Annotated in this window: 19 protein-coding genes; 6 read left to right on the forward strand and 13 right to left on the reverse strand. The window is 56.7% G+C overall.

Annotation, left to right across the window (positions count from 1 at the left end; translation table 11 throughout):
- Positions 1 to 44 precede the first annotated feature (44 nt).
- Positions 45 to 371, forward strand: a complete 327-nt coding sequence (gene chiQ, locus E0L16_RS01775) for a ChiQ/YbfN family lipoprotein (RefSeq protein ID WP_131636258.1) — start codon at positions 45 to 47, stop codon at positions 369 to 371.
- Positions 372 to 463: 92 nt separating this feature from the next.
- Here the strand turns inward: chiQ and fur are convergent, their stop codons facing one another.
- The 4 genes from fur to ybfF form a co-directional block, all read right to left on the reverse strand.
- The gene (gene fur, locus E0L16_RS01780; RefSeq protein ID WP_003858655.1) at positions 464 to 910 is read right to left on the reverse strand and encodes a ferric iron uptake transcriptional regulator; all 447 of its coding nucleotides are present in this window, start codon (positions 908 to 910) and stop codon (positions 464 to 466) included.
- Positions 911 to 1,201: 291 nt separating this feature from the next.
- A complete protein-coding gene (gene fldA / locus E0L16_RS01790) occupies positions 1,202 to 1,732 on the reverse strand; it encodes a flavodoxin FldA (protein ID WP_131636176.1) in 531 nt (176 codons plus the stop codon).
- Positions 1,733 to 1,887: 155 nt separating this feature from the next.
- Positions 1,888 to 2,175, reverse strand: a complete 288-nt coding sequence (ybfE, locus tag E0L16_RS01795) for a LexA regulated protein (protein ID WP_063866095.1) — start codon at positions 2,173 to 2,175, stop codon at positions 1,888 to 1,890.
- A gap of 128 nt (positions 2,176 to 2,303) precedes the next feature.
- Entirely contained in the window at positions 2,304 to 3,077 is a 774-nt protein-coding gene (gene ybfF / locus E0L16_RS01800; protein WP_131636177.1) for an esterase, read from the reverse strand.
- A 183-nt stretch (positions 3,078 to 3,260) separates the two neighbouring features.
- Here ybfF and seqA point away from each other — a divergent pair, with 183 nt between their 5' ends.
- Together seqA and pgm are read left to right on the forward strand one after the other, a co-directional pair.
- Complete coding sequence (seqA, locus tag E0L16_RS01805; protein ID WP_063449359.1) at positions 3,261 to 3,806, forward strand: replication initiation negative regulator SeqA; 546 nt, start codon at positions 3,261 to 3,263, stop codon at positions 3,804 to 3,806.
- Positions 3,807 to 3,830: 24 nt separating this feature from the next.
- A complete protein-coding gene (gene pgm, locus E0L16_RS01810; protein WP_131636178.1) occupies positions 3,831 to 5,471 on the forward strand; it encodes a phosphoglucomutase (alpha-D-glucose-1,6-bisphosphate-dependent) in 1,641 nt (546 codons plus the stop codon).
- 90 nt (positions 5,472 to 5,561) lie between these two features.
- Here pgm and potE read toward each other — a convergent pair whose 3' ends face one another.
- The 9 genes from potE to kdpF form a co-directional block, all read right to left on the reverse strand.
- Positions 5,562 to 6,875 carry a putrescine-ornithine antiporter gene (gene potE / locus E0L16_RS01815; RefSeq protein WP_131636179.1) on the reverse strand — a complete coding sequence of 438 codons (1,314 nt, stop codon included), beginning with the start codon at positions 6,873 to 6,875 and terminating at the stop codon, positions 5,562 to 5,564.
- The gene (gene speF / locus E0L16_RS01820; RefSeq protein ID WP_131636180.1) at positions 6,872 to 9,070 is read right to left on the reverse strand and encodes an ornithine decarboxylase SpeF; all 2,199 of its coding nucleotides are present in this window, start codon (positions 9,068 to 9,070) and stop codon (positions 6,872 to 6,874) included. Before speF ends, potE begins: the two co-directional genes overlap by 4 nt.
- Positions 9,071 to 9,324: 254 nt before the next feature.
- A complete protein-coding gene (gene speFL / locus E0L16_RS01825; RefSeq protein ID WP_003858645.1) occupies positions 9,325 to 9,429 on the reverse strand; it encodes a leader peptide SpeFL in 105 nt (34 codons plus the stop codon).
- Between the two features lie 278 nt (positions 9,430 to 9,707).
- Positions 9,708 to 10,385 (reverse strand): two-component system response regulator KdpE, encoded by a 678-nt coding sequence (kdpE, locus tag E0L16_RS01830; protein WP_131636181.1) that lies wholly within the window; start codon positions 10,383 to 10,385, stop codon positions 9,708 to 9,710.
- Positions 10,382 to 13,069: a two-component system sensor histidine kinase KdpD gene (gene kdpD, locus E0L16_RS01835; protein WP_131636182.1), complete on the reverse strand. Its 2,688-nt coding sequence runs from the start codon at positions 13,067 to 13,069 to the stop codon at positions 10,382 to 10,384. Before kdpD ends, kdpE begins: the two co-directional genes overlap by 4 nt.
- The gene (kdpC, locus tag E0L16_RS01840) at positions 13,070 to 13,645 is read right to left on the reverse strand and encodes a potassium-transporting ATPase subunit KdpC (RefSeq protein ID WP_131636183.1); all 576 of its coding nucleotides are present in this window, start codon (positions 13,643 to 13,645) and stop codon (positions 13,070 to 13,072) included.
- Between the two features lie 11 nt (positions 13,646 to 13,656).
- Positions 13,657 to 15,705 carry a potassium-transporting ATPase subunit KdpB gene (kdpB, locus tag E0L16_RS01845; RefSeq protein ID WP_131636184.1) on the reverse strand — a complete coding sequence of 683 codons (2,049 nt, stop codon included), beginning with the start codon at positions 15,703 to 15,705 and terminating at the stop codon, positions 13,657 to 13,659.
- Between the two features lie 18 nt (positions 15,706 to 15,723).
- A complete protein-coding gene (gene kdpA / locus E0L16_RS01850) occupies positions 15,724 to 17,403 on the reverse strand; it encodes a potassium-transporting ATPase subunit KdpA (protein WP_131636185.1) in 1,680 nt (559 codons plus the stop codon).
- Positions 17,403 to 17,492, reverse strand: coding sequence for a K(+)-transporting ATPase subunit F (gene kdpF / locus E0L16_RS01855; RefSeq protein WP_080473261.1), 90 nt, complete (start codon positions 17,490 to 17,492; stop codon positions 17,403 to 17,405). Before kdpF ends, kdpA begins: the two co-directional genes overlap by 1 nt.
- Before the next feature lie 307 nt (positions 17,493 to 17,799).
- On the opposite strand from kdpF, the gene E0L16_RS01860 reads away from it, so the two are divergent.
- The 3 genes from E0L16_RS01860 (at position 17,800) to E0L16_RS01870 (ending at position 20,566) form a co-directional block, all read left to right on the forward strand.
- Positions 17,800 to 18,006 carry a YbfA family protein gene (locus E0L16_RS01860; RefSeq protein ID WP_014069366.1) on the forward strand — a complete coding sequence of 69 codons (207 nt, stop codon included), beginning with the start codon at positions 17,800 to 17,802 and terminating at the stop codon, positions 18,004 to 18,006.
- A 393-nt stretch (positions 18,007 to 18,399) separates the two neighbouring features.
- Positions 18,400 to 19,812: a deoxyribodipyrimidine photo-lyase gene (phrB, locus tag E0L16_RS01865; RefSeq protein WP_131636186.1), complete on the forward strand. Its 1,413-nt coding sequence runs from the start codon at positions 18,400 to 18,402 to the stop codon at positions 19,810 to 19,812.
- 10 nt (positions 19,813 to 19,822) lie between these two features.
- Positions 19,823 to 20,566 carry a type 2 GTP cyclohydrolase I gene (locus E0L16_RS01870; protein WP_064910841.1) on the forward strand — a complete coding sequence of 248 codons (744 nt, stop codon included), beginning with the start codon at positions 19,823 to 19,825 and terminating at the stop codon, positions 20,564 to 20,566.
- Positions 20,567 to 20,578: the final 12 nt, after the last annotated feature.

Genomic DNA, 20,578 nt, shown 5'->3' on the forward strand with positions numbered 1-20,578 from the left:
ATGCTGCGGCGGGCGGTGTCCCGCCGTTATGGAGACTGAACATGATGAATAAAAGGGTAATCGTTGCGTTGCTGGCCTTCGGGCTGGTGGCATGCGCGCAGGATCAGGCGCCGAAAGAGGACTCCCGTCTGAAAGAGGCCTACAGCGCGTGCATCAATACCGCACAGGGTTCACCTGAGAAGATTGAGGCCTGTCAAAGCGTGCTGAACGTGCTGAAAAAAGACAAAGCCCATGAGCAATTCGCCACGCAGGAAAATGTTCGCGTGATGGATTACCAGGCCTGCATTCAGGCGCGTAAAACCGGTAACGATCAGGAAGTGGCGAAGCGTTGCGATAAGATCTGGAACGAGATACGCAATAACAATAAATAAGTTGCTTTATGCCCGGTGGCGCAGCGTCACCGGGCTTTTTTCAGGCAAAAAAAAAGCCAACCTCACGGCTGGCTCAGAGTATGAACACTCACTTATTTTGCGTCGTGCGCATGTTCATTTTCGCGGCAATCCCCTTCAGCGCAGTGACCATACAGGTACAGGCTGTGGTTAGTCAGGCGGATGCCATGACGGGCGGCGATTTCACGCTGGCGTGATTCAATGGAATCATCGCTAAATTCAATGACCTTGCCACAGTCGAGGCAGATCAGGTGATCGTGGTGGTGCTGCTGAGTCAGTTCGAATACGGACTTGCCGCCTTCGAAATTATGACGAGTAACAATGCCCGCGTCGTCAAACTGGTTCAGCACACGATAGACGGTTGCCAGCCCAATCTCTTCACCCATATCGATAAGACGCTTGTAAAGGTCTTCCGCACTGACATGGTGATTGTCTGGCCCCTGAAGCACTTCAAGGATTTTTAACCGAGGAAGCGTTACTTTCAGGCCAGCTTTCTTTAATGCGGTATTGTTGTCAGTCATGCGGAATCTGTCCTGTTGCTAAACGATTCACTTCAAAAGAAGAAGTGACAGAAAATGCACTTGGGATAATGCGTCTCATTATAGAACTGCCATGCCTAAATGAAAACTGCAAGTCTCAAGCAAAGTATGCTTATAAAAACGTGGTATCACCAACAAACTTGTTCGATGGCACCCACTTTTTACCAGGGGGATATTGTACAGGTCTGAGCGAAAAAGTTAAAAGTTTGTAGCAATTAATTTAATCGGTTTTACCTGGAAAACGGGCGCAACCGGAGCTGCGCCGCAGGGATATCAGGCGTTAAGGATATCGTCCAGGTTCAGCTCTTCGCGAACCTGCTTAACCCATTTCTCTACGCGCTCAGCGGTCAGCTCTGGCTGGCGGTCTTCGTCAATGGCCAGGCCAACGAAGTGATCGTCATCTGCCAGACCTTTAGAAGCCTCGAAGTGGTAACCCGCCGTTGGCCAGTGACCGATGATCGCCGCGCCGCGTGGCTCAATGATGTCGCGAATGGTGCCCAGCGCATCACAGAAATACTCCGCATAATCTTCCTGATCGCCGCAGCCGAACAGGGCAACCAGCTTGCCGTTGAAGTCAACTTCTTCCAGCGTCGGGAAGAAATCGTCCCAGTCACACTGGGCTTCACCGTAGTACCAGGTCGGGATGCCCAGCAGCAGGATGTCATAGCCCTCGAGATCTTCTTTGCTGCTCTTGGCGATGTCATGCACATCAGCAACGTCTTTACCGAGCTGTTTTTGAATGTTTTTTGCGATATTTTCAGTATTGCCGGTATCACTGCCAAAGAAAATGCCGATGATTGCCATGAGTAAAATAACCTCTTGAAACTTAATGGTATGGTGGCGCAAATTGTCCACGGATAAGGGCAATAATAGCAGAACAGACAACCCTGCGGAAACAGCTATCACGCAGGACTGCACTCTGTGCTACATGAAAAAGGTAATATTGAGGATTTTCTGACTCACGCCTTGCCGCGTAACGTCTCAAGCTGGGCGATCAGCATCTCTTCGATCAGTTCGCTGCGGCTGATGTTGCGCGCGTCAGCTAACGCGTTAAGCGCATCGACGGCATCGGCATTCAGCTTCAGTTCGACACGCTTAAGCCCACGATTTTTATCGCGTTTAAGCTGGTTGCGTTTATTGATACGCAGCTGTTCATCGCGCGAAAGCGGATTCGTTTTCGGTCGTCCCGGTCGACGCTCATTCGCGAACAGATCTAGTGTCGTACGGTCCGTTTGTTCTTTGGCCATGATTCTGAGACTTCGGGGGATACACGCCGCCCTGCTAATGCCCGGGCGATAAGCGCGCCATCATACATCACCCAAATCCACACGCCAACGACTGGAAGCGCGTCGTCTTCCGGTCGCTGGCTTTTTAATCAATTCGCGGTATCAGTGAGATAGCGGCGAATGGCGCGCAGGACGGCGTCAGGTTTTTCTGCATGTACCCAGTGCCCGGCACCGGCAATGACGTGAGCGCGTGCCTGCGGGAATTGCGCCAGCAGCGCGTCACGGTACGCATCAGTAACGTAAGGAGAGTTGCCGCCACGAATGAAGAGGGTAGGGTGCGGCCAGGCGGGGACGGTTTCCCAGCCCACAATATGCGAATACTGATCCCACAGGACCGGAACGTTAAAGCGCCATTGTCCGTCGACAAATGATTTCAGCAGAAACTGCACCACGCCTTCTTCATCGAGCTGCTCACGCATAACGGCAGCCGCCTGCTGGCGTGTGGAGACGCCTGACGCCGTCACGGCGTTGATGGCAGCGAAAATCTCATCGTGACGGCGAACGTCGTAATTGACGGGCGCAACGTCAATGACCACCAGCCCGGAAACCCGCTCGGGGGCCAGCGCGGTGAGCGCCATTACCGCTTTACCGCCCATTGAATGCCCGATGAGCGTCGCTTTCTGAATATTATTCGCATCGAGGGTATCCAGCAGATCCTGCGCCATGGCCGCGTAGGTCATCATTTCCGAGCGCCCGGAAAGACCGTGATTTCGCATGTCAACCTGAAGGATCTCATGATCGGTCACTAAATCGCGCGCCAGCACGCCCAGGTTATCCAGGCTACCAAACAGGCCGTGAACCAGTACGATGGGAGAATTATTGTTCGGCGATTGTGCAGTTTGCGCTCGGGTATTCAATTTCATGGCAAAGTTCTTTTTTTAGGTTTGTCAGGTTAGGGTATCATGTTGACCATTCTGCCGCCCGGGGGCAAGGATCCAGTTTAATCTGACTTTTGCCGCCAACCTGGTTTGACGCTATCCGCTGTTGGGATTTGAACCTATAATCTCAACGACTTGTATTCAGATAAGATATCGCACTGGATTAAGATGAAAACAATCGAAGTTGATGACGAACTCTATCAGTATATTGCCAGCCAGACGCGGCATATTGGGGAGAGCGCGTCCGACATTTTACGGCGCATGCTTAAAATTTCCGCCGCCTCACAGCCCACTCCCGTCACTAAAGATGTCGTGTCTCAGCCGAGCGTTGTTGCACAGGTAAAACCTGCCGTCATGCCGGCAAAAGACAAAGTGCGCGCGATGCGTGAACTGCTGCTGTCCGACGAATATGCCGAGCAGAAAAAGGCGGTTAACCGCTTTATGCTGGTGCTGTCTACACTTTACTCACTGGATCACAATGCCTTTGCTGAAGCGACAGAGTCGCTGCACGGCCGCACCCGCGTTTACTTCGCAGGTGACGAGCAGACGCTGCTGCAAAATGGCAATCAAACCAAGCCCAAACATGTTCCCGGTACGCCATACTGGGTGATCACGAATACCAATACGGGCCGCAAGTGCAGCATGATCGAACATATCATGCAATCCATGCAGTTCCCGGCGGAATTGATCGAAAAGGTTTGCGGTACAATTTAACCCTTGCATCAGAAGGACCAGGCAATGGCAAATCACAGCCGTGCAGGACAACCTGCACAACAACGCGATTTGATTAACGTCGCTCAACTGACCGCGCAGTACTACGTGCTGAAGCCGGTTGTGGGCAACGCAGAACACGCAGTGAAGTTTGGTACATCTGGCCACCGCGGCAGCGCGGCGCGCCACAGCTTTAACGAACCGCACATTCTGGCCATTGCTCAGGCCATCGCGGAAGAGCGCGCGAAAAATGGCGTCACCGGTCCGTGCTATGTTGGGAAAGATACCCACGCCCTGTCTGAACCTGCTTTTATCTCCGTGCTGGAAGTGCTGGCGGCAAACGGCGTAGACGTGATTGTTCAGGAGAACAACGGTTTCACCCCAACGCCTGCGGTGTCTAACGCTATTCTGGTACACAACAAAAAAGGGGGCGCGCAGGCTGACGGCATTGTGATCACCCCGTCCCACAACCCACCGGAAGATGGCGGCATCAAGTACAACCCACCTAACGGTGGCCCGGCAGATACCAACGTCACGAAAGTGGTGGAAGATCGCGCCAACGCATTGCTGGCAAATGGCCTGAACGGCGTGAAGCGTATCTCGCTGGATGAAGCCATGGCCTCCGGTCATGTGAAAGAGCAGGATATGGTGCAGCCGTTTGTGGAAGGGCTGGCGGATATCGTCGATATGGCCGCGATCCAGAAAGCTGGCCTGAAGCTGGGCGTGGATCCGCTGGGCGGTTCCGGTATCGAATACTGGAAACGCATTGCCGAGCATTACAAGCTGGATCTGACCATCGTGAACGATCACGTCGATCAGACGTTCCGCTTTATGCACCTGGATAAAGACGGCGCGATCCGTATGGACTGCTCCTCCGAATGCGCAATGGCTGGCCTGCTGGCGCTGCGTGACAAGTTCGACCTGGCCTTTGCCAACGACCCGGACTACGACCGTCACGGTATCGTTACCCCGGCAGGGCTGATGAACCCGAACCACTACCTGGCCGTTGCCATCAACTACCTGTTCCAGCACCGTCCGCAGTGGGGCAAAGAGGTGGCGGTTGGTAAAACGCTGGTCTCTTCCGCCATGATTGACCGCGTGGTCGACGCACTGGGCCGTAAGCTGGTGGAAGTGCCGGTGGGCTTCAAGTGGTTTGTTGACGGCCTGCACGACGGCAGCTTTGGCTTTGGCGGTGAAGAGAGCGCGGGTGCGTCCTTCCTGCGCTTTGACGGTACCCCATGGTCAACCGATAAAGACGGCATCATCATGTGCCTGCTGGCGGCGGAAATCACCGCAGTTACCGGTAAGAACCCGCAGGAACATTACAACGAGCTGGCGGAACGTTTTGGCGCGCCGAGCTATAACCGTATTCAGGCGGGCGCCACGTCTGCGCAAAAAGCAGCCCTGTCAAAACTGTCTCCGGAAATGGTCAGCGCCAGCACGCTGGCAGGTGACCCGATCACCGCGCGTCTGACGGCGGCTCCGGGCAACGGTGCGGCCATCGGCGGCCTGAAGGTGATGACCGAAAACGGCTGGTTCGCGGCGCGTCCATCCGGTACGGAAGATGCGTACAAAATCTATTGCGAAAGCTTCCTCGGCGCTGAACACCGTCAGCAGATTGAGAAAGAAGCGGTAGAGATTGTCAGCGAAGTGCTGAAAAACGCGTAAGTGCGGTTTGTGTGCCGGGCGGCACTGCGTTTGCCCGGCCTACAACAGCGATCGTAGGCCCGGTAAGCGCTAGCGCCACCGGGCTTTTTTTTAACTATGCTTGTTCTTCAGTTCAAACCGGGGTGAGACCAGACCGTACAGCGTCCAGCCCATAAAGGTCACCATCGCGCCATACAGCATTGCTTCCTGGCCGGACGAGTAGAGCGCATAGAAGCTATAAATTGCGCCAATCAGCGCCACGATATTGGCCGCCCGGGCTTTGCGCGGATCCACCTTCGCCACCTTCTGAATAATCACCAGCGCCGCCATCGACAGAATGTACGGAATGATGTTCGTCACCACCGCCAGGTTGACCAGCACGTTAAACTGGCTGTTCAGCGACGGGCTGATGGTCATGAGCGACAAACCGCTCTGGAAAATCACAATCGCCAGCATGCCCTGTACCGGCGCATCCGCTTTGGTGACGCGGGAGAAGATTTTCGGGAAATACCCTTCGTCAGCTGAAGATTTAAACACCTGAGCGATGGTGAACTGCCAGCCCAGCAGCGAGCCGCAGCAGGACATCACCATCAGCCCCATGATGACTTTCCCCACCTCCGGCGTAAACATCTGCGCAAACGCCAGCCCGAACGGTGCCGTGGAGTTAGCCAGATCCATGTTGGGCACAATCCCCGCAATCACGTTGGTCGAGATGATGTAGATCACCGCCGCGCCCAGCGTTCCGCCGAGAACCGCGATGGGCACGTTCTTCTCCGGGTTTTCCACCACTTCAGCATTTGCACAGGCCGATTCCAGACCGAGGAAAGCCCACAGCGTCATGGCGATGGACGAGCCCACGGCGGTGAAGAACGGCACGTGGTGCGGGTTCCAGGAGTTGGCGTACAGCGTCGGGCTAAACCAGAACCAGCCGATGATGCACAGACCGACCACCGGGATGATCACGCCCCAGACGGTAATGCTGCTGAGTTGTCCGGTGATGCGCGCGCCGCCAAAGTTGGCGACGGTACAGATCCACAGCACGCCTATGGTGGCTAAACCAATCTGTACCGGACTGAGCGTCGCGCCAAACAGCTCCGTGCCGTAGCCGACGGCGGAAATGGCTATCGCCACGTTAGCGATCAGCAGCGACACGCCGTAGGTGTAGTTCGCCATAAAGTTACCGGACTTACCGAACGCATATTCGGCATACCCCCCCATCCCGCCTGACTTGCGGCTGAACATTCCGCACTTGGCAAACGCCCACGCCAGCGCCATCGAGCCCACGGCGGTCACGAGCCAGGAGATAATCGAAATGGTCCCCACCTCAGCAAGCTTGGTAGGCAGCATGATGATCCCGGAACCCATCATGTTCACCATGGTGAGAATAGTGAGTTGCACTACGCCCATCTTGTTAGCTTTACTCATAATTTTTCTCCTTTCAGCAGCGCTGGCTGAGCGGCAGGTTGTTTGATGACGTAGCAGCGCACCTCTTTGCGCCCGTCACGCTCCTCGACGTAAACCCCCTGTAACTCCGGCGCAAAGCCCGGCAGCAGGTTGATTCCGTCTTCCAGTGCGGCAAAGTAGCGCAGCACGGAACCGCCCCAGACTTCACCCGGCACCACGCACAGCACCCCCGGTGGGTAAGGCAGCGCACCTTCGGCGGCGATACGGCCTTGTGCATCGCGCAGGGAGACCAGCTCGACCTCGCCGCGCAGGTACGCGTAGTTCGCCTCCTGCGGATTCATGATGACGCGCGGGAAGTGAGCCTTACGGAACATCTCTTTTTGCAGTTGTTTCACATTGTGGCGGGCATAAAGGTCATGCATCTCCTGACAAATCTGGCGAAGGGTGTAATCCGCGTAACGATCCGGATGTTGCTTACAGAGAGAGGGCAGAACCTCTTTCAGCGGCACATCGCTCTGGAGCAGTTTTTCGAAGCGCACCAGCTGGGCGACGAGCTGCTGCAATTTGCCCATGTCCTCCGCCGGGGTGAGCAGGAAGAGAATGGAGTTGAGGTCGCATTTTTCCGGCACGATGCCGTTTTCACGCAGGAAGTTGGCAAGGATGGTGGCGGGCACGCCAAAATCATCGTACTCACCGGTACGGGCGTTGATGCCCGGCGTGGTCAGCAGCAGCTTGCACGGATCGATAAAATACTGATGCTCGGCATATCCTTCGAATGCGTGCCAGCGTTCGCCCGGAACGAAATGGAAGAAGCGCAGATCGGTGGCGATTTCCGCCGTATCCCAGCTTTCCCACGGACGGCCGTCCACCGTCTCCGGCACGAACGGGCGAATAAACTGACAGTTCTGAAGGATCAGTTTCCGCGCGTCGATACCCGTCACGACGCAGTCCATCCACATGTTGCGCCCACTTTGCCCCTCGTGCATGCGGGCGTTGATATCCAGGGCGGCAAACAGCGGATAAAAGGGGCTGGTGGAGGCGTGCATCATGAAGGCGTTGTTGAGCCGCTTATGCGGGACATAGCGCGGCTGGCCTTTGATATGGCTGTCCTTCTTATGGATTTGCGAAGTTTGCGAGAACCCCGCCTGCTGCTTATGCACCGACTGGGTAACCAGAATGCCCGGATCGTTTTCGTTCAGCTCCAGCAGCAGCGGCGAGCAGTCGGCCATCATGGGGATAAACTGCTCGTAACCGACCCAGGCGGAGTCAAACAGAATGTAGTCACAGAGGTGACCAATCTTATCCACCACCTGACGGGCGTTATAAATGGTGCCGTCGTAGGTGCCCAGCTGGATAACCGCCAGGCGGAACGGACGTTCATCCCGCGCGCGGCCAGGCGCGACCTCTGACACCAGCTCCCGCAGGTAGCTCTCTTCAAAACAGTGCGCGTCAATACCGCCGATAAACCCGTACGGGTTGCGCGCCGTTTCGAGATAAACCGGCGTCGCTCCTGCCTGTAACAGCGCTCCGTGGTGATTAGATTTATGGTTATTGCGATCGAACAGCACCAGATCGCCCGGCGTGAGCAGCGCATTGAGCACCACCTTGTTGGATGAGGAGGTGCCGTTCAGCACGAAGTAGGTTTTATCGGCATTAAAGACCTTTGCCGCATGCTGTTGGGCGATGCAGGGCGCGCCCTCGTGGATCAGCAGATCGCCCATTGCCACGTCGGCGTTGCACAGATCGGCGCGGAATAGCGTTTCGCCAAAGAAATCGACAAACTGATTCCCCGCCGGATGGCGACGGAAGAACTGGCCTCCCTGATGCCCCGGGCAGTCAAACGCGCTGTTCCCCTGCTGGACGTAATCGACCAGCGCGCGGAAGAACGGCGGGCGAAGCTGGGTTTCGTACTTCTGCGCCGCCGCTTCAAGCTGGCGTCCGTAGAATTCATTGCTGGTGTCAGAGTACTCAAAAACGCCGTGAATACGGGACAAATATTCAGCCGGAACCCTTTCTTCTTTATGGGTGGCAATAAACACCGGAATACCAAATCCCGTGGCGTCTATTTCTTCTATGGCACCAGTGAAAATATCGCTGACGGCCAGCACCACGGCTGCCACATCAATATAGTCCGATGCGCTGACATCCACAATTTCACGCGACGTGGTAAAGCATTCAGGACAGGCACGGCTGACGGCAATTTTTAACGTTTTCATCTTTTTCTCTTTATTTCAGGCAATATGGGGCCCTCGACTTCTTGCAATAAAGAAATCGATTATTTCCGGAAAAAAAAGCAAAGCGTGGCCGCTGATACGAAATCAGTTAATTGCTTTTTGCTGAGTAGAATTCAGTCCGCCCGGTTGCGGAGAATCTGAATTGCAGAAGGTGAGCGCAGGTGTTTACAGGCAACTGCCTGTAAAATAGCAAGTTTCAGGAAGACCTGTAAGCAGGTGCGCCAGAAGTCGAAGGACTACCGGGCGTTGAAGAGATGAAAGTCAAAACAGTTACGGTGGGCAAACATCATGATATGTGTTGTCCGCCTTATATGGGGCATTAAACGATTATTGTTTTCCATGTTCAGTTTCCTTTCAGTAATTGAAAGCACGGTCATTTTATCCAGAAAAAAGGGATTAACTGTGAATCAGATCACCATTAACCGATCATTTTAGAAATAATTAGTCGTTTTTGATGAATAATGCAGATCAAAATGCTGTTTTGTTGGCTTGATGTTAAATTGGTGTTTGAATTGTGTTTGGGAAGGACGAATATAGCCATGAAAATAACCTCTGCATTATTTTCATGGCATATTCAGGGGGATGGTTTTCTTTATTTAAGGTCGATTTGAATACTTATTCAGATCATAAACCGATAGCCAATACCGGTTTCTGTTAATAAATGACGCGGACGCGCGGGATCAACTTCAAGTTTCTGGCGAAGGTGTCCCATATAAATGCGTAAATAGTGACTATGCTCAACAGCATTCGGCCCCCAGACCTGGCTTAAGAGCTGTCGCTGCGTTAGCACTTTTCCATGGTTGTTGAGCAGCACGGCCAGCAGACGAAATTCGATGGGCGTGAGGTGAACCTCTTCTTCTCCCCGCACAATGCGGCGGGCAGCAAGATCGACGCGGATATCGCCAAAGGCGTACACCGGATCAGAAGGGGTTGTGGCACTGTGTCGGCGCAGCGCCACACGAAGCCGGGCCTGTAGCTCGCCAATGCCAAACGGTTTAATCAGATAATCATCCGCTCCGGCATCCAGCGCGGCGATTTTATCCGCCTCTTCGGTGCGGGCTGAGAGCACCAGAATCGGCATCTGGCTCCACTGACGCACTTCGCGAATAAAATCAATGCCGTCGCCATCCGGGAGCCCCAGATCCAGAATCACCAGGTCCGGCTTGCGGGTCGCGGCTTCGATTAACCCCCGTTGAAGCGTACCGGCTTCATGAACGCGCAAACCGTCGCCTTCCAGCGCGGTACGCAGAAATCGGCTGATAGCGAGCTCATCTTCAACAATCAGAACGTTAATCACATATCCTCTGGTAAATCATCAAGTTCTGGTGGAGTTTCAAGAGGAAGTGTAACACAAAAGCGTGCGCCACCTTCCGGGCGGTTCTCGGCTGAAATGGTGCCGCCATGCACGTCGACAATCGCCTGGCAGATCGCGAGCCCCAGCCCAACGCCCGGAATGGCGGATTCCTTATTGCCGCGCGCAAATTTTTCGAAAATGGCGCGCTCCTGACCCGCCGGAATACCCGGCCCGGTATCCCAGATCTCAAGCCGCAGCGTCTGCGTATCTACCCCGGCGGCGATCCCAATCTGCGCTTTTGCTCCGGCGTATTTAGCCGCGTTTTCCAGAAGATTAATCAGGACGCGCTCAAACAGCGGGCCATCGACGTGAATCAGCGTCAGGGGTTCCGGCATATCCAGCGCAATATGGCGTCCACCCAGACCCGGCTCCAGCATCTTCAGCGCGCTGCCGACCACCTCTTCAAGCGTAAGCCACTCTTTTTTGAGGTTAAAACCGCCGGACTGAATGCGCGCCATGTCCAGCAGGTTATTCACCAGGCGCGTGGTATTCAGCACGTGCTGGCGAATTTCGCTGGCCTGTACCGCGTGCTTCGACCCTTCCGCCGCCAGATCCAGCGTGAGAATTTCGGACTGACCAAACAGCACGGTGAGCGGGGTGCGCAGATCGTGGGAAAGCGCCGCCAGCAGCGAGTTGCGTATGCTTTCGCGTTCGCTTGCCAGCCGCGCCTGCTCTTCGCTGGCGGTAAGCGCCAGCCGCTCAAGGGCGCTGGCGACCAGCAGGGTAAACGTTTCCAGCAGGCGCTGCTGCTCGGGGATCATCAGCTGGCGTTGGTTAGACGGCTCCACGATGACCAGCCCGTGGTTTTTATCCGCGCTGCGCAGCGGCAGGATCTGGTAAGGCACGCCGGGCAGGGTGTCGGTTCCGGCACCGGCGGGTAACCCTTTGTCGAAGCTCCAGCGGGCAATCGCTTCATCCCACGGCGTCATGCCCGAAGGGGAGGTAAGCGGGCGAAGATGTCCGTGCTCGTCGGGGAGTAAAATCAGGTTGCTGGCATGAAACGTTGAGCGGATAAACTGCTCGCTGGTCTGGACGATATCCTGCTGCGTGCGGCCGACCGCCAGCGATTTTGACATTTCGTAAAGATGTCGCGTGCGCTGCTCGCGGTAGCGGGCAATGCGCGCCTGGTAGCGCACGCCCGCCGTCAGGTTCCCGATCACCAGCCCGACGGTAAGCATCACGGCAAAGGTCAGAATGTACTGCACGTCCGAGACGGCAAGCGTCCCGCGTGGCGCAATAAAGAATAGATCGAAGCTGACGACGTTGATCACCGTTGCCAGCACCGACGGCCAGCGGCCGTAAAAGAGGGCGACCACGACGACGCCCAGCAGATAAATCATGACCAGATTGGCGGCGTCGAAGGCGATCAGCCACTGGCTGGCAATCACCGTAATCAGGGCGCAGAGCACCACGGCCACCAGGCAGCCGCGGATCTGCATGCGCCACTTATCGCCAAAAGCGCGGGCGTCCGGCGCGCGGTTGGGCAGGGGAGCGGGTCTGTCATCCAGCGCGACGATGACTAAATCGAGATCCGGCGCGCGGCGGGCCAGCCTGTCGGCGAAAGATTCCCGGCTAAACCAGCGGCGATGCTGGCGACGCCCAATGACAATCTTGCCCAGGTTGTGCTCGCGCGCGTAGCGCAGAATGGCTTTATCTTCCTGCGGATCGGAAAGGGTTGCGGTTTCCGCGCCCAGCTCCTGAGCCAGCCGCAGCGCGCTCAGAATGGCGCGGCGCTGATTCTCCGGCAGGGCGTGAAGCTGCGGCGTTTCGACGTATACCGCGTGCCACACGCTGCCAAACTTTGCCGCAAGCCGGGCGGCAGTGCGGACCAGCTTTTCATTGCCGCTGCCGTGGCCAATGCATAACAGAATGGCGTCCCGCGTGTGCCAGACGCGCTCTCGCCCCTGTAGGTCTCGCCAGGCGCGCATCTGATCATCAACGCGATCGGCAGTGCGGCGCAGGGCCAGCTCGCGCAGGGCAATCAGGTTACCTTTGCGGAAGAAATGTTCGATGGCGCGTTCGGCCTGGCCGGCAATATACACCTTGCCTTCGTGCAGGCGCTGGCGCAGATCGTCCGGCGGCAGGTCAACCAGAACGACCTCATCGGCAGAATCAAAAAACGGATCGGGGACGGTCTCCCGCACCTGAATGCCGGTGACGCCGCTTACCACGTCGTTCAGGCTTTCCAGATGCTGAACATTCACCGTGGTGAAGACGTCGATGCCGGCTTCAAGCAGCTCCTCAACATCCTGCCAGCGCTTCGGATGACGCGAGCCCGGCGCGTTGCTGTGCGCCAGTTCGTCCATCAGAATGAGCGCAGGTCGGCGGGCGAGGGCGGCATCCAGATCGAACTCCGTGACCAGCCGCCCGCGATGGTTAATGCGCTGGGGCGGCTGCGTCGCCAGCCCCGTCAGCAGCGCCGCCGTCTCTTTGCGACCGTGGGTTTCCACCACGCCGATGAAAATATCAAGCCCCTGCGCCCGCAGCCGCTGGGCTTCCGTCAGCATGGCGAAGGTTTTCCCGACGCCCGCACAGGCACCGAAAAAAATTTTCAGCTTGCCGCGATGGGCTTCCGCCGTCTGTTCAAGCAGCCTGTCCGGATCCGGGCGCATGGGCTCGTCGGTCATTTAGTTTTTCCTTAGCGCGTCCAGCGCCAGATTCAGCTCAACAATGTTCACTACCGGCATGCCGATGAAGCTGACCAGCGGCTTTTGCGTGTGCTCTGCGACCAGCTTGCTCACCTGTTCGACGGTCAGCTGGCGGGCGGCGGCCACGCGCGGAATTTGCCACGCCGCCGCGTCCGGCGTCAGGCTGTAGTCCAGCCCGCTGGCCGACGCGGTGACCAGCTCAACCGGCACCTCACGGCTGGCCTGCGGATTGGCGGCGCGCAGGGCGGCAACGCGTTCAGCGATGGCTTTATCCAGTGCGGGATTGCTGCCTGCCAGATTGCTGCCGCCGGACGCCATTGGATTATACGGGCTTTCCGCAGTGGCGGAAGGGCGTCCCTGGAAGTAGCCTGCGTCCGTGAAGTTCTGCCCAATCAGGCGCGAGCCCCGGTTTTCACCGTTCTGGATAATCAGCGAGCCGTTGGCCTGGTCCTTAAACCACCACTGGCCGAGCGCCGTGGTCACCAGCGGGTAGAGCCCGCCGGTAATCAGAGATAGCAGAATAAACAACAGTATAGCGGGACGTAACATCGTCATTTGATTCACCTTTAAACCAGCCCAAACAGCGTTAACAGCACGTCGATAACCTTGATCCCGATAAAGGGCACCACCAGCCCACCCAGGCCGTAAATCCACAGGTTGCGGCGCAGCATGGCGGCGGCCGTCAGCGGCTTATAGCTCACCCCTTTCAGCGCCAGCGGGATGAGGAAGACAATGATCAGGGCGTTGAAAATCACCGCGCTCATGATGGCCGACGCCGGGGAGTGCAGGTGCATCACGTTCAGGGCGTTCAGCTGCGGATAGGTCGCCGCAAACGCTGCCGGGATAATGGCGAAATACTTCGCCACGTCGTTGGCGATGCTGAATGTGGTCAGCGAGCCGCGCGTCATCAGCATCTGTTTGCCGATGTGCACCACTTCAATCAGCTTGGTCGGGTTCGAATCGAGGTCGACCATGTTGCCCGCCTCTTTTGCTGCCTGCGTACCGGAGTTCATCGCCACCGCCACGTCGGCCTGCGCCAGCGCCGGGGCATCGTTAGTGCCGTCGCCCGTCATCGCCACCAGACGGCCTTCCGCCTGATACTGGCGAATGAGTGCCAGCTTGGCTTCCGGCGTCGCTTCGGAAAGGAAATCATCCACGCCCGCTTCGGCGGCAATGGCGGCCGCGGTGAGGCGGTTATCCCCGGTGATCATCACCGTTTTGATGCCCATCTTGCGCATCTGGGCGAAACGCTCCTTGATACCGCCTTTAACGATATCCTTCAGGGCTATCACGCCCAGCACGCTTGCTCCTTCCGCCACCACCAGAGGTGTCGCCCCCTGACGCGCCACGTTTTCAACCAGCTTGTCCACCTCAGGCGGGAAGTGGCCATTGTTTGCCTCAATATGACGACGAATGGCGTCAACGGACCCTTTACGGATCATCCGGTCCTGAATGTTGATCCCACTCATCCGGGTTTGCGCGGTGAACGGCACGAAGGTGGCGTGCAGGCTCTGCACGTCGCGCTGGCGCAGGTTGAAGCGCTGCTTGGCCAGGATCACAATGCTGCGGCCTTCCGGCGTTTCATCGGCCAGAGAGGAGAGTTGCGCCGCGTCGGCCAGCGTTTTTTCATCCACGCCGGGGGCGGGTAAAAATTCAGATGCCTGACGATTCCCCAGGGTGATGGTCCCGGTTTTATCCAGCAGCAGCACGTCTACGTCGCCCGCCGCTTCCACGGCGCGTCCGCTGGTGGCGATAACGTTCGCGCCCAGCATGCGGCTCATCCCCGCCACGCCAATTGCGGAAAGCAGGCCGCCGATCGTCGTGGGGATAAGGCATACCAGCAGGGCCACCAGCACGGTAACGCTGACCGCCGTACCGCCGTAGGCGGAGAACGGCCACAGGGTCGCCGTTGCCAGCAGGAAGACGAGGGTAAGCGCCACCAGCAGAATGGTCAGGGCAATTTCGTTCGGCGTTTTACGACGCTGTGCGCCTTCGACCATAGCGATCATCCGGTCGAGGAAAGTTTCGCCCGGGTTAACGCTGCACTGGATCACCAGCCAGTCGGAAAGAATGCGGGTCCCGCCCGTTACGGAGGCGAAGTCGCCGCCGGACTCGCGGATCACCGGGGCGGATTCCCCGGTGATGGCGCTTTCGTCCACCGATGCGCCGCCTTCAATGACCTCCCCGTCGCAGGGGATGATGTCGCCGGCTTCCACCAGCACCACGTCACCTTTACGCAGTTCATCCGCCGGCACGTGATCCATCTCCGCGCCATATTTCGGTTCACGTAATTTGCGCGCAAAGGCGGTCTTTTTTACCCCTTTCAGGCTGTTAGCCTGTGCTTTACTGCGGCCTTCCGCCAGCGCTTCGGCGAAGTTGGCGAACAGCACGGTAAACCACAGCCACAGGCTGATGGCGCCGGTAAAGGCTGCATTGCCCGCCAGGTGGCCCGTTCCCATGGCAATCGCCAGCGCGGTGGTGAGTAAGCTCCCCATCCAGACGATAAACATCACCGGGTTGTGCCACTGCACGCGAGGGCTCAGTTTTTTTACCGCATCCATGAGGGCCTGACGAACTAAGGACGGTTCGAGCAGGGCCAGTTGTTTACGACTCATGACAAATTCTCCGCAAAATCAGCGTAAAGAGAGAGTTTCCGCAACCGGGCCTAACGCGAGGGCGGGGATAAAGGTCAGGGCGCCCACCAGCAGGACGGTGCCAATCAGCAGGCCGACGAACAGCGCGCCGTGGGTCGGTAACGTACCGGCGGTGGTCGGCTGGATTTTCTTATTCACCAGTGCTCCAGCGATTGCCATGACGGGAATAATCACGCCGAAACGCCCAACGAACATGCAGAACGCCAGCAGACAGTTCCAGAATGGCGAGTTGGCGCTTAGCCCGGCAAAGGCGCTGCCGTTGTTGTTGGCGGCGGACGACACGGCATACAGCACTTCGCTAAAGCCGTGGATGCCCGGGTTAAAGATGCCGCTGCGGCCAGCTTCGGTCATCAGCGCCAGGGCGGTGCCGAGCAGCACAAGGGCGGGGGAGACCAGGATCGCCAGCGCGGTTAACTTCATCTCGCGAACGTCGATTTTTTTACCGAGATACTCCGGCGTGCGGCCAATCATCAGCCCGGCGATAAACACCGCCAGCAGAACGAACAGCAGCATGCCGTACAGCCCCGAGCCGACCCCACCGAAGACCACTTCGCCAATCTGCATCAGCCACATCGGAATCATGCCGCCGAGCGCGGTGAAAGAGTCGTGCATGGCGTTCACCGCCCCGCAGGAGGCCGCCGTGGTGACCACCGCATAATGGCTGCTGGCAAGAACGCCGAAGCGGCTCTCTTTGCCTTCCAGGTTAATATTGCTGTTGGCCCCCAGCTGCATGAAGTGGCTGTTGCCGTTCCATTCGGCCCACATCACCAGGGCTACGCAGACCACGAAGATGAGCGTCATCGCCCACAGCAGCGTGCGGCCCTGGCGGCGATCGTTAACCACATCACCAAAGGCGAAACAGAGCGCGGTGGGGATCAGGAAGATCGCCAGCATCTGCACAAAATTGGTCAGTGCCGTTGGGTTTTCAAACGGATGTGATGAGTTGGCGTTGAAGAAGCCGCCGCCGTTGGTGCCCAGCATCTTGATCGCTTCCTGCGATGCCACCGGCCCCATCGGCAGAAGTCCCCCGGTTCCTTCAAGCGAGGTGTAAGGGGTATAAGGCAGCAGGTTTTGCAGGGTGCCTTGCTGAATAAAGAACAGGGCAATAAGCAGCGCAACAGGAACCAGGATCCAAAGGGTAATGCGCGTGACATCAACCCAGGCGTTGCCGAGCGTGCTGACATTCTGGCGGGCAAACGCGCGGGTCAGGGCGAAGATCACCGCGATACCGCTGGCCGCAGACAGAAAGTTTTGCACGGTTAACCCGGCCATCTGGCTGAAGTAGCTGAGCGTCGTTTCACCGGCGTAAGACTGCCAGTTAGTGTTGGTCACAAAGCTGACCGCCGTGTTCAGCGCCAGGTGCCAGGATAAACCCGGTAGCCGTTGCGGGTTCAACGGCAGGCTCCCCTGGAGCATGAGCATCGCAAAAAGGGCAATAAGCCCCACGATATTCAGCAGCAGTATCGCCATCAGATACTGACGCCAGTTCATTTCCTGAACGTTTATACCTGAAACGCGCCAGAGCACATTTTCAATCGTTCTCGTGCCCGGCAATGGCGCGTTGCCGATCAGCCGCGCCAGCGCGGTTCCCAGCGGCCTGGAGAGCACAAACAGCACCAGTAAAAAGCTGGCAATAAGCAAAAACGCCTGAGCAGCCATCAGAATGCCTCCGCATTAATCAGGGCATAAATCAGATAAGCCATTAACAGGAACACCAGCACGATGCCGGCAATCAGACCTGCACTCACACTCCACCTCCGGGTGACATTTGTAATGGTGCTAACGGTAGGATTTACGGCGCAAAGATTTCGCAAAAATCGGGGGGAGGGGTGTAAAAAAAGTATAAAAATGGAAAGTCCACAATTTAACTATTGATAAGTAAATGGTTAACTTTTTTGTAACTTAATTACGGCGTGAGTGTAAATATTCACTAAATGGATGAAAATAAGTGGTCGGATGAGTAGTAAAATTACACGCAAAGCGATATTATTTTATCCAGCTCACAAATTTCGAATTTTCCGGATGACGTTTCCGGCCAACTATAGGGGAGAAAATATGGATCTTTATAAAGAGTATCCGGCTCATATCGTGTTCATGCGTCGTACTTTCGCCGTAGTGGCTGGCGTGCTGGCCCTGCCGGTGATGCTGTTCTGGAAAGATCGCGCACGTTTTTACAGCTACCTGCACCGCGTCTGGGCGAAAACCAGCGAAAAGCCGGTGTGGATGGATCAGGCCGAGAAAGCAACCTGCGATTTCTACTGATACGACGCGACATCGTAGCCATAAAAAAACCGCCAACGACAATGTGGCGGTTTTTTTTGTCCCTCGGGATTCGCGGTCCGTTGGGGGCTTCAGGCCCTCGTCAGAGGTTACAGGCATCTATTTAGCCCTCCCACTTGCCGGGTGACGCTGCGCTTACCCGGCCTACACAGTGCAAAGATATCAATGCATTGCATGTTTCACTGTAGGCCCGTGCAAGCGTAGCGCCGCCGGGCGAAACGCACAACAAGCACTTTGTTAGCAGTCTGTAAGGCCGCCTCGGGCGGCCTTTTTTATTTCATCCCGTCTACACTTCATGGCAAAGTAGTTCAATGCGTGCCTTTTTCCTTTTACGGCATGCCCTTACGGACATAATGGACAATTGCCAGGAGTTTTATGCCCACCCATCTGGTTTGGTTTCGCGCGGATTTACGCATTCACGACAACATCGCTCTCGCGGCGGCCTGCCGCGCCAAAGACGCGAATGTGCTGGCCCTGTTTATCGCCACGCCAGAGCAGTGGCAGCAGCATGATATGGCGCCCCGGCAAGCGGCTTTGCTCAGCGCGTATCTGAATGACCTGCAACATTCTCTGGCGGAAAAAGGCATCCCGCTTATCTATGAAGAGGTGAACGATTTTGCCGCACAGCTTCAGACGGTGCAGGCAATCTGTAAGCAGCACGCGGTAACGCGTCTTTTTTACAACTACCAGTACGAATTTAACGAGCAGCAGCGCGACCGTCAGCTGGAGAAAACCCTTACGGACGTGGTTTGTGAAGGCTTTGATGACAGCGTGATGCTCGCGCCGGGCAGCGTGATGACCGGCAATCACGAGATGTATAAAGTTTTCACGCCGTTTAAAAATGCGTTTATCAAGCGCCTGAAAGAGGGGCTACCCGAGTGCGTTCCCGCGCCAGCCGTGAGAGGGGATACGATAACGGATCTGCCTGAAATCACAGTGAATTATCCTCAGCAGTCGTTCGATGAAGCGTTATTCCCTGCCAGCGAGAAAGCGGCTATTGCCCAGTTGCGTCAGTTCTGCAAGCAGGGGGCGGCGGAATATGAGGCGCGTCGGGATTTTCCAGCGATTGAAGGCACCAGCCGCCTGTCGGCCTGTTTAGCGCTGGGCGTGCTCTCTCCGCGCCAGTGTTTGCATCGGCTGCTGGCGGAACAGCCTCAGGCGCTTGACGGGGGGGCGGGCGCTGTGTGGCTGAACGAACTGATCTGGCGTGAGTTTTACCGTCACCTGATGACGTATCATCCTGATTTATGTAAACATCGCCCCTTCATTCGTTGGACCGAACAGGTACAGTGGCAGTCGGATGATAAGCTGCTTCAGGCATGGCAGTGTGGACTCACCGGCTTCCCGATTGTTGATGCGGCTATGCGGCAGCTCAACGAAACCGGGTGGATGCATAACCGTCTGCGAATGATTACCGCCAGCTTCCTGGTGAAGGATCTGCTTATCGACTGGCGAACCGGAGAGCGTTATTTTATGTCTCAGCTGATCGATGGCGATCTGGCGGCGAATAACGGCGGCTGGCAGTGGGCGGCCTCCACCGGAACGGATGCGGCTCCCTATTTTCGGATCTTTAATCCGACCACGCAGGGACAACGATTTGATGCTGACGGCGAGTTTATCCGTCGCTGGCTACCTGAGCTTAAGGATGTCCCCGCCAAAGCCATTCATGAACCCTGGACATGGGCGGATAAACAGCGCGTTACCCTTAACTATCCCCGTCCGATTGTCGACCATAAACAGGCGCGCGTCGCCACGCTGGCGGCGTACGAAGCCGCCCGAAAAGCTTGAGAGAGTGATGATGAAAAACAGTGAACTGGAACGCCTGATTAACGAAAAACTTAACACCGCCTCGTTCAGCGACTACGGCCCGAATGGCTTGCAGGTAGAGGGACGCGACACGGTGCAAAAAATTATCACCGGCGTGACGGCAAGCCAGGCGCTGCTGGATGAGGCGGTGCGTCAGGAAGCCGATGCGGTGATTGTCCATCACGGTTACTTCTGGAAAAACGAATCGCCGATTATTCGCGGCATGAAGCGCAACCGCCTCAAAACGCTGCTGGCGAATGACATTAACCTGTACGGGTATCACCTGCCGCTCGACGCGCATCCTGAACTGGGTAATAACGTCCAGCTTGCGCAGCTGTTGGGGATTACCGTGATGGGGGAAATTGAACCCCTGGTGCCGTGGGGCGAGCTGTCGATGCCGGTACCGGGGCTGGAGCTGGCCTCGTGGATCGAAGCGCGCCTGGGGCGTCGTCCGCTGTGGTGCGGCGACACCGGGCCTGACACCGTGAAGCGCGTGGCATGGTGCACCGGCGGCGGTCAGGGCTTTATTGACAGTGCGGCACGCTTCGGTGTCGATGCGTTTATTACCGGCGAAGTCTCCGAGCAGACCATTCATTCCGCGCGTGAACAAGGCCTGCATTTTTACGCGGCAGGCCATCATGCCACCGAGCGCGGCGGCATCCGCGCCCTCAGCGAGTGGCTGACGGAAAATACCGATCTGGATGTGACGTTTATTGATATCCCTAATCCGGCCTGATGAGAGGTAGTT

This window comes from Enterobacter quasihormaechei (assembly GCF_004331385.1).
Lineage (GTDB): Bacteria > Pseudomonadota > Gammaproteobacteria > Enterobacterales > Enterobacteriaceae > Enterobacter > Enterobacter quasihormaechei.

What these genes read in the sequence shown, in the direction of transcription:
- chiQ (WP_131636258.1), top strand. Translation starts at nt 45, where the DNA reads ATGAATAAAAGGGTAATCGTTGCGTTGCTGGCCTTCGGGCTGGTGGCA.
- fur (WP_003858655.1), bottom strand. Translation starts at nt 910, where the DNA reads ATGACTGACAACAATACCGCATTAAAGAAAGCTGGCCTGAAAGTAACG.
- fldA (WP_131636176.1), bottom strand. Translation starts at nt 1,732, where the DNA reads ATGGCAATCATCGGCATTTTCTTTGGCAGTGATACCGGCAATACTGAA.
- ybfE (WP_063866095.1), bottom strand. Translation starts at nt 2,175, where the DNA reads ATGGCCAAAGAACAAACGGACCGTACGACACTAGATCTGTTCGCGAAT.
- ybfF (WP_131636177.1), bottom strand. Translation starts at nt 3,077, where the DNA reads ATGAAATTGAATACCCGAGCGCAAACTGCACAATCGCCGAACAATAAT.
- seqA (WP_063449359.1), top strand. Translation starts at nt 3,261, where the DNA reads ATGAAAACAATCGAAGTTGATGACGAACTCTATCAGTATATTGCCAGC.
- pgm (WP_131636178.1), top strand. Translation starts at nt 3,831, where the DNA reads ATGGCAAATCACAGCCGTGCAGGACAACCTGCACAACAACGCGATTTG.
- potE (WP_131636179.1), bottom strand. Translation starts at nt 6,875, where the DNA reads ATGAGTAAAGCTAACAAGATGGGCGTAGTGCAACTCACTATTCTCACC.
- speF (WP_131636180.1), bottom strand. Translation starts at nt 9,070, where the DNA reads ATGAAAACGTTAAAAATTGCCGTCAGCCGTGCCTGTCCTGAATGCTTT.
- speFL (WP_003858645.1), bottom strand. Translation starts at nt 9,429, where the DNA reads ATGGAAAACAATAATCGTTTAATGCCCCATATAAGGCGGACAACACAT.
- kdpD (WP_131636182.1), bottom strand. Translation starts at nt 13,069, where the DNA reads ATGACCGACGAGCCCATGCGCCCGGATCCGGACAGGCTGCTTGAACAG.
- kdpC (WP_131636183.1), bottom strand. Translation starts at nt 13,645, where the DNA reads ATGACGATGTTACGTCCCGCTATACTGTTGTTTATTCTGCTATCTCTG.
- kdpB (WP_131636184.1), bottom strand. Translation starts at nt 15,705, where the DNA reads ATGAGTCGTAAACAACTGGCCCTGCTCGAACCGTCCTTAGTTCGTCAG.
- kdpA (WP_131636185.1), bottom strand. Translation starts at nt 17,403, where the DNA reads ATGGCTGCTCAGGCGTTTTTGCTTATTGCCAGCTTTTTACTGGTGCTG.
- E0L16_RS01860 (WP_014069366.1), top strand. Translation starts at nt 17,800, where the DNA reads ATGGATCTTTATAAAGAGTATCCGGCTCATATCGTGTTCATGCGTCGT.
- phrB (WP_131636186.1), top strand. Translation starts at nt 18,400, where the DNA reads ATGCCCACCCATCTGGTTTGGTTTCGCGCGGATTTACGCATTCACGAC.
- E0L16_RS01870 (WP_064910841.1), top strand. Translation starts at nt 19,823, where the DNA reads ATGAAAAACAGTGAACTGGAACGCCTGATTAACGAAAAACTTAACACC.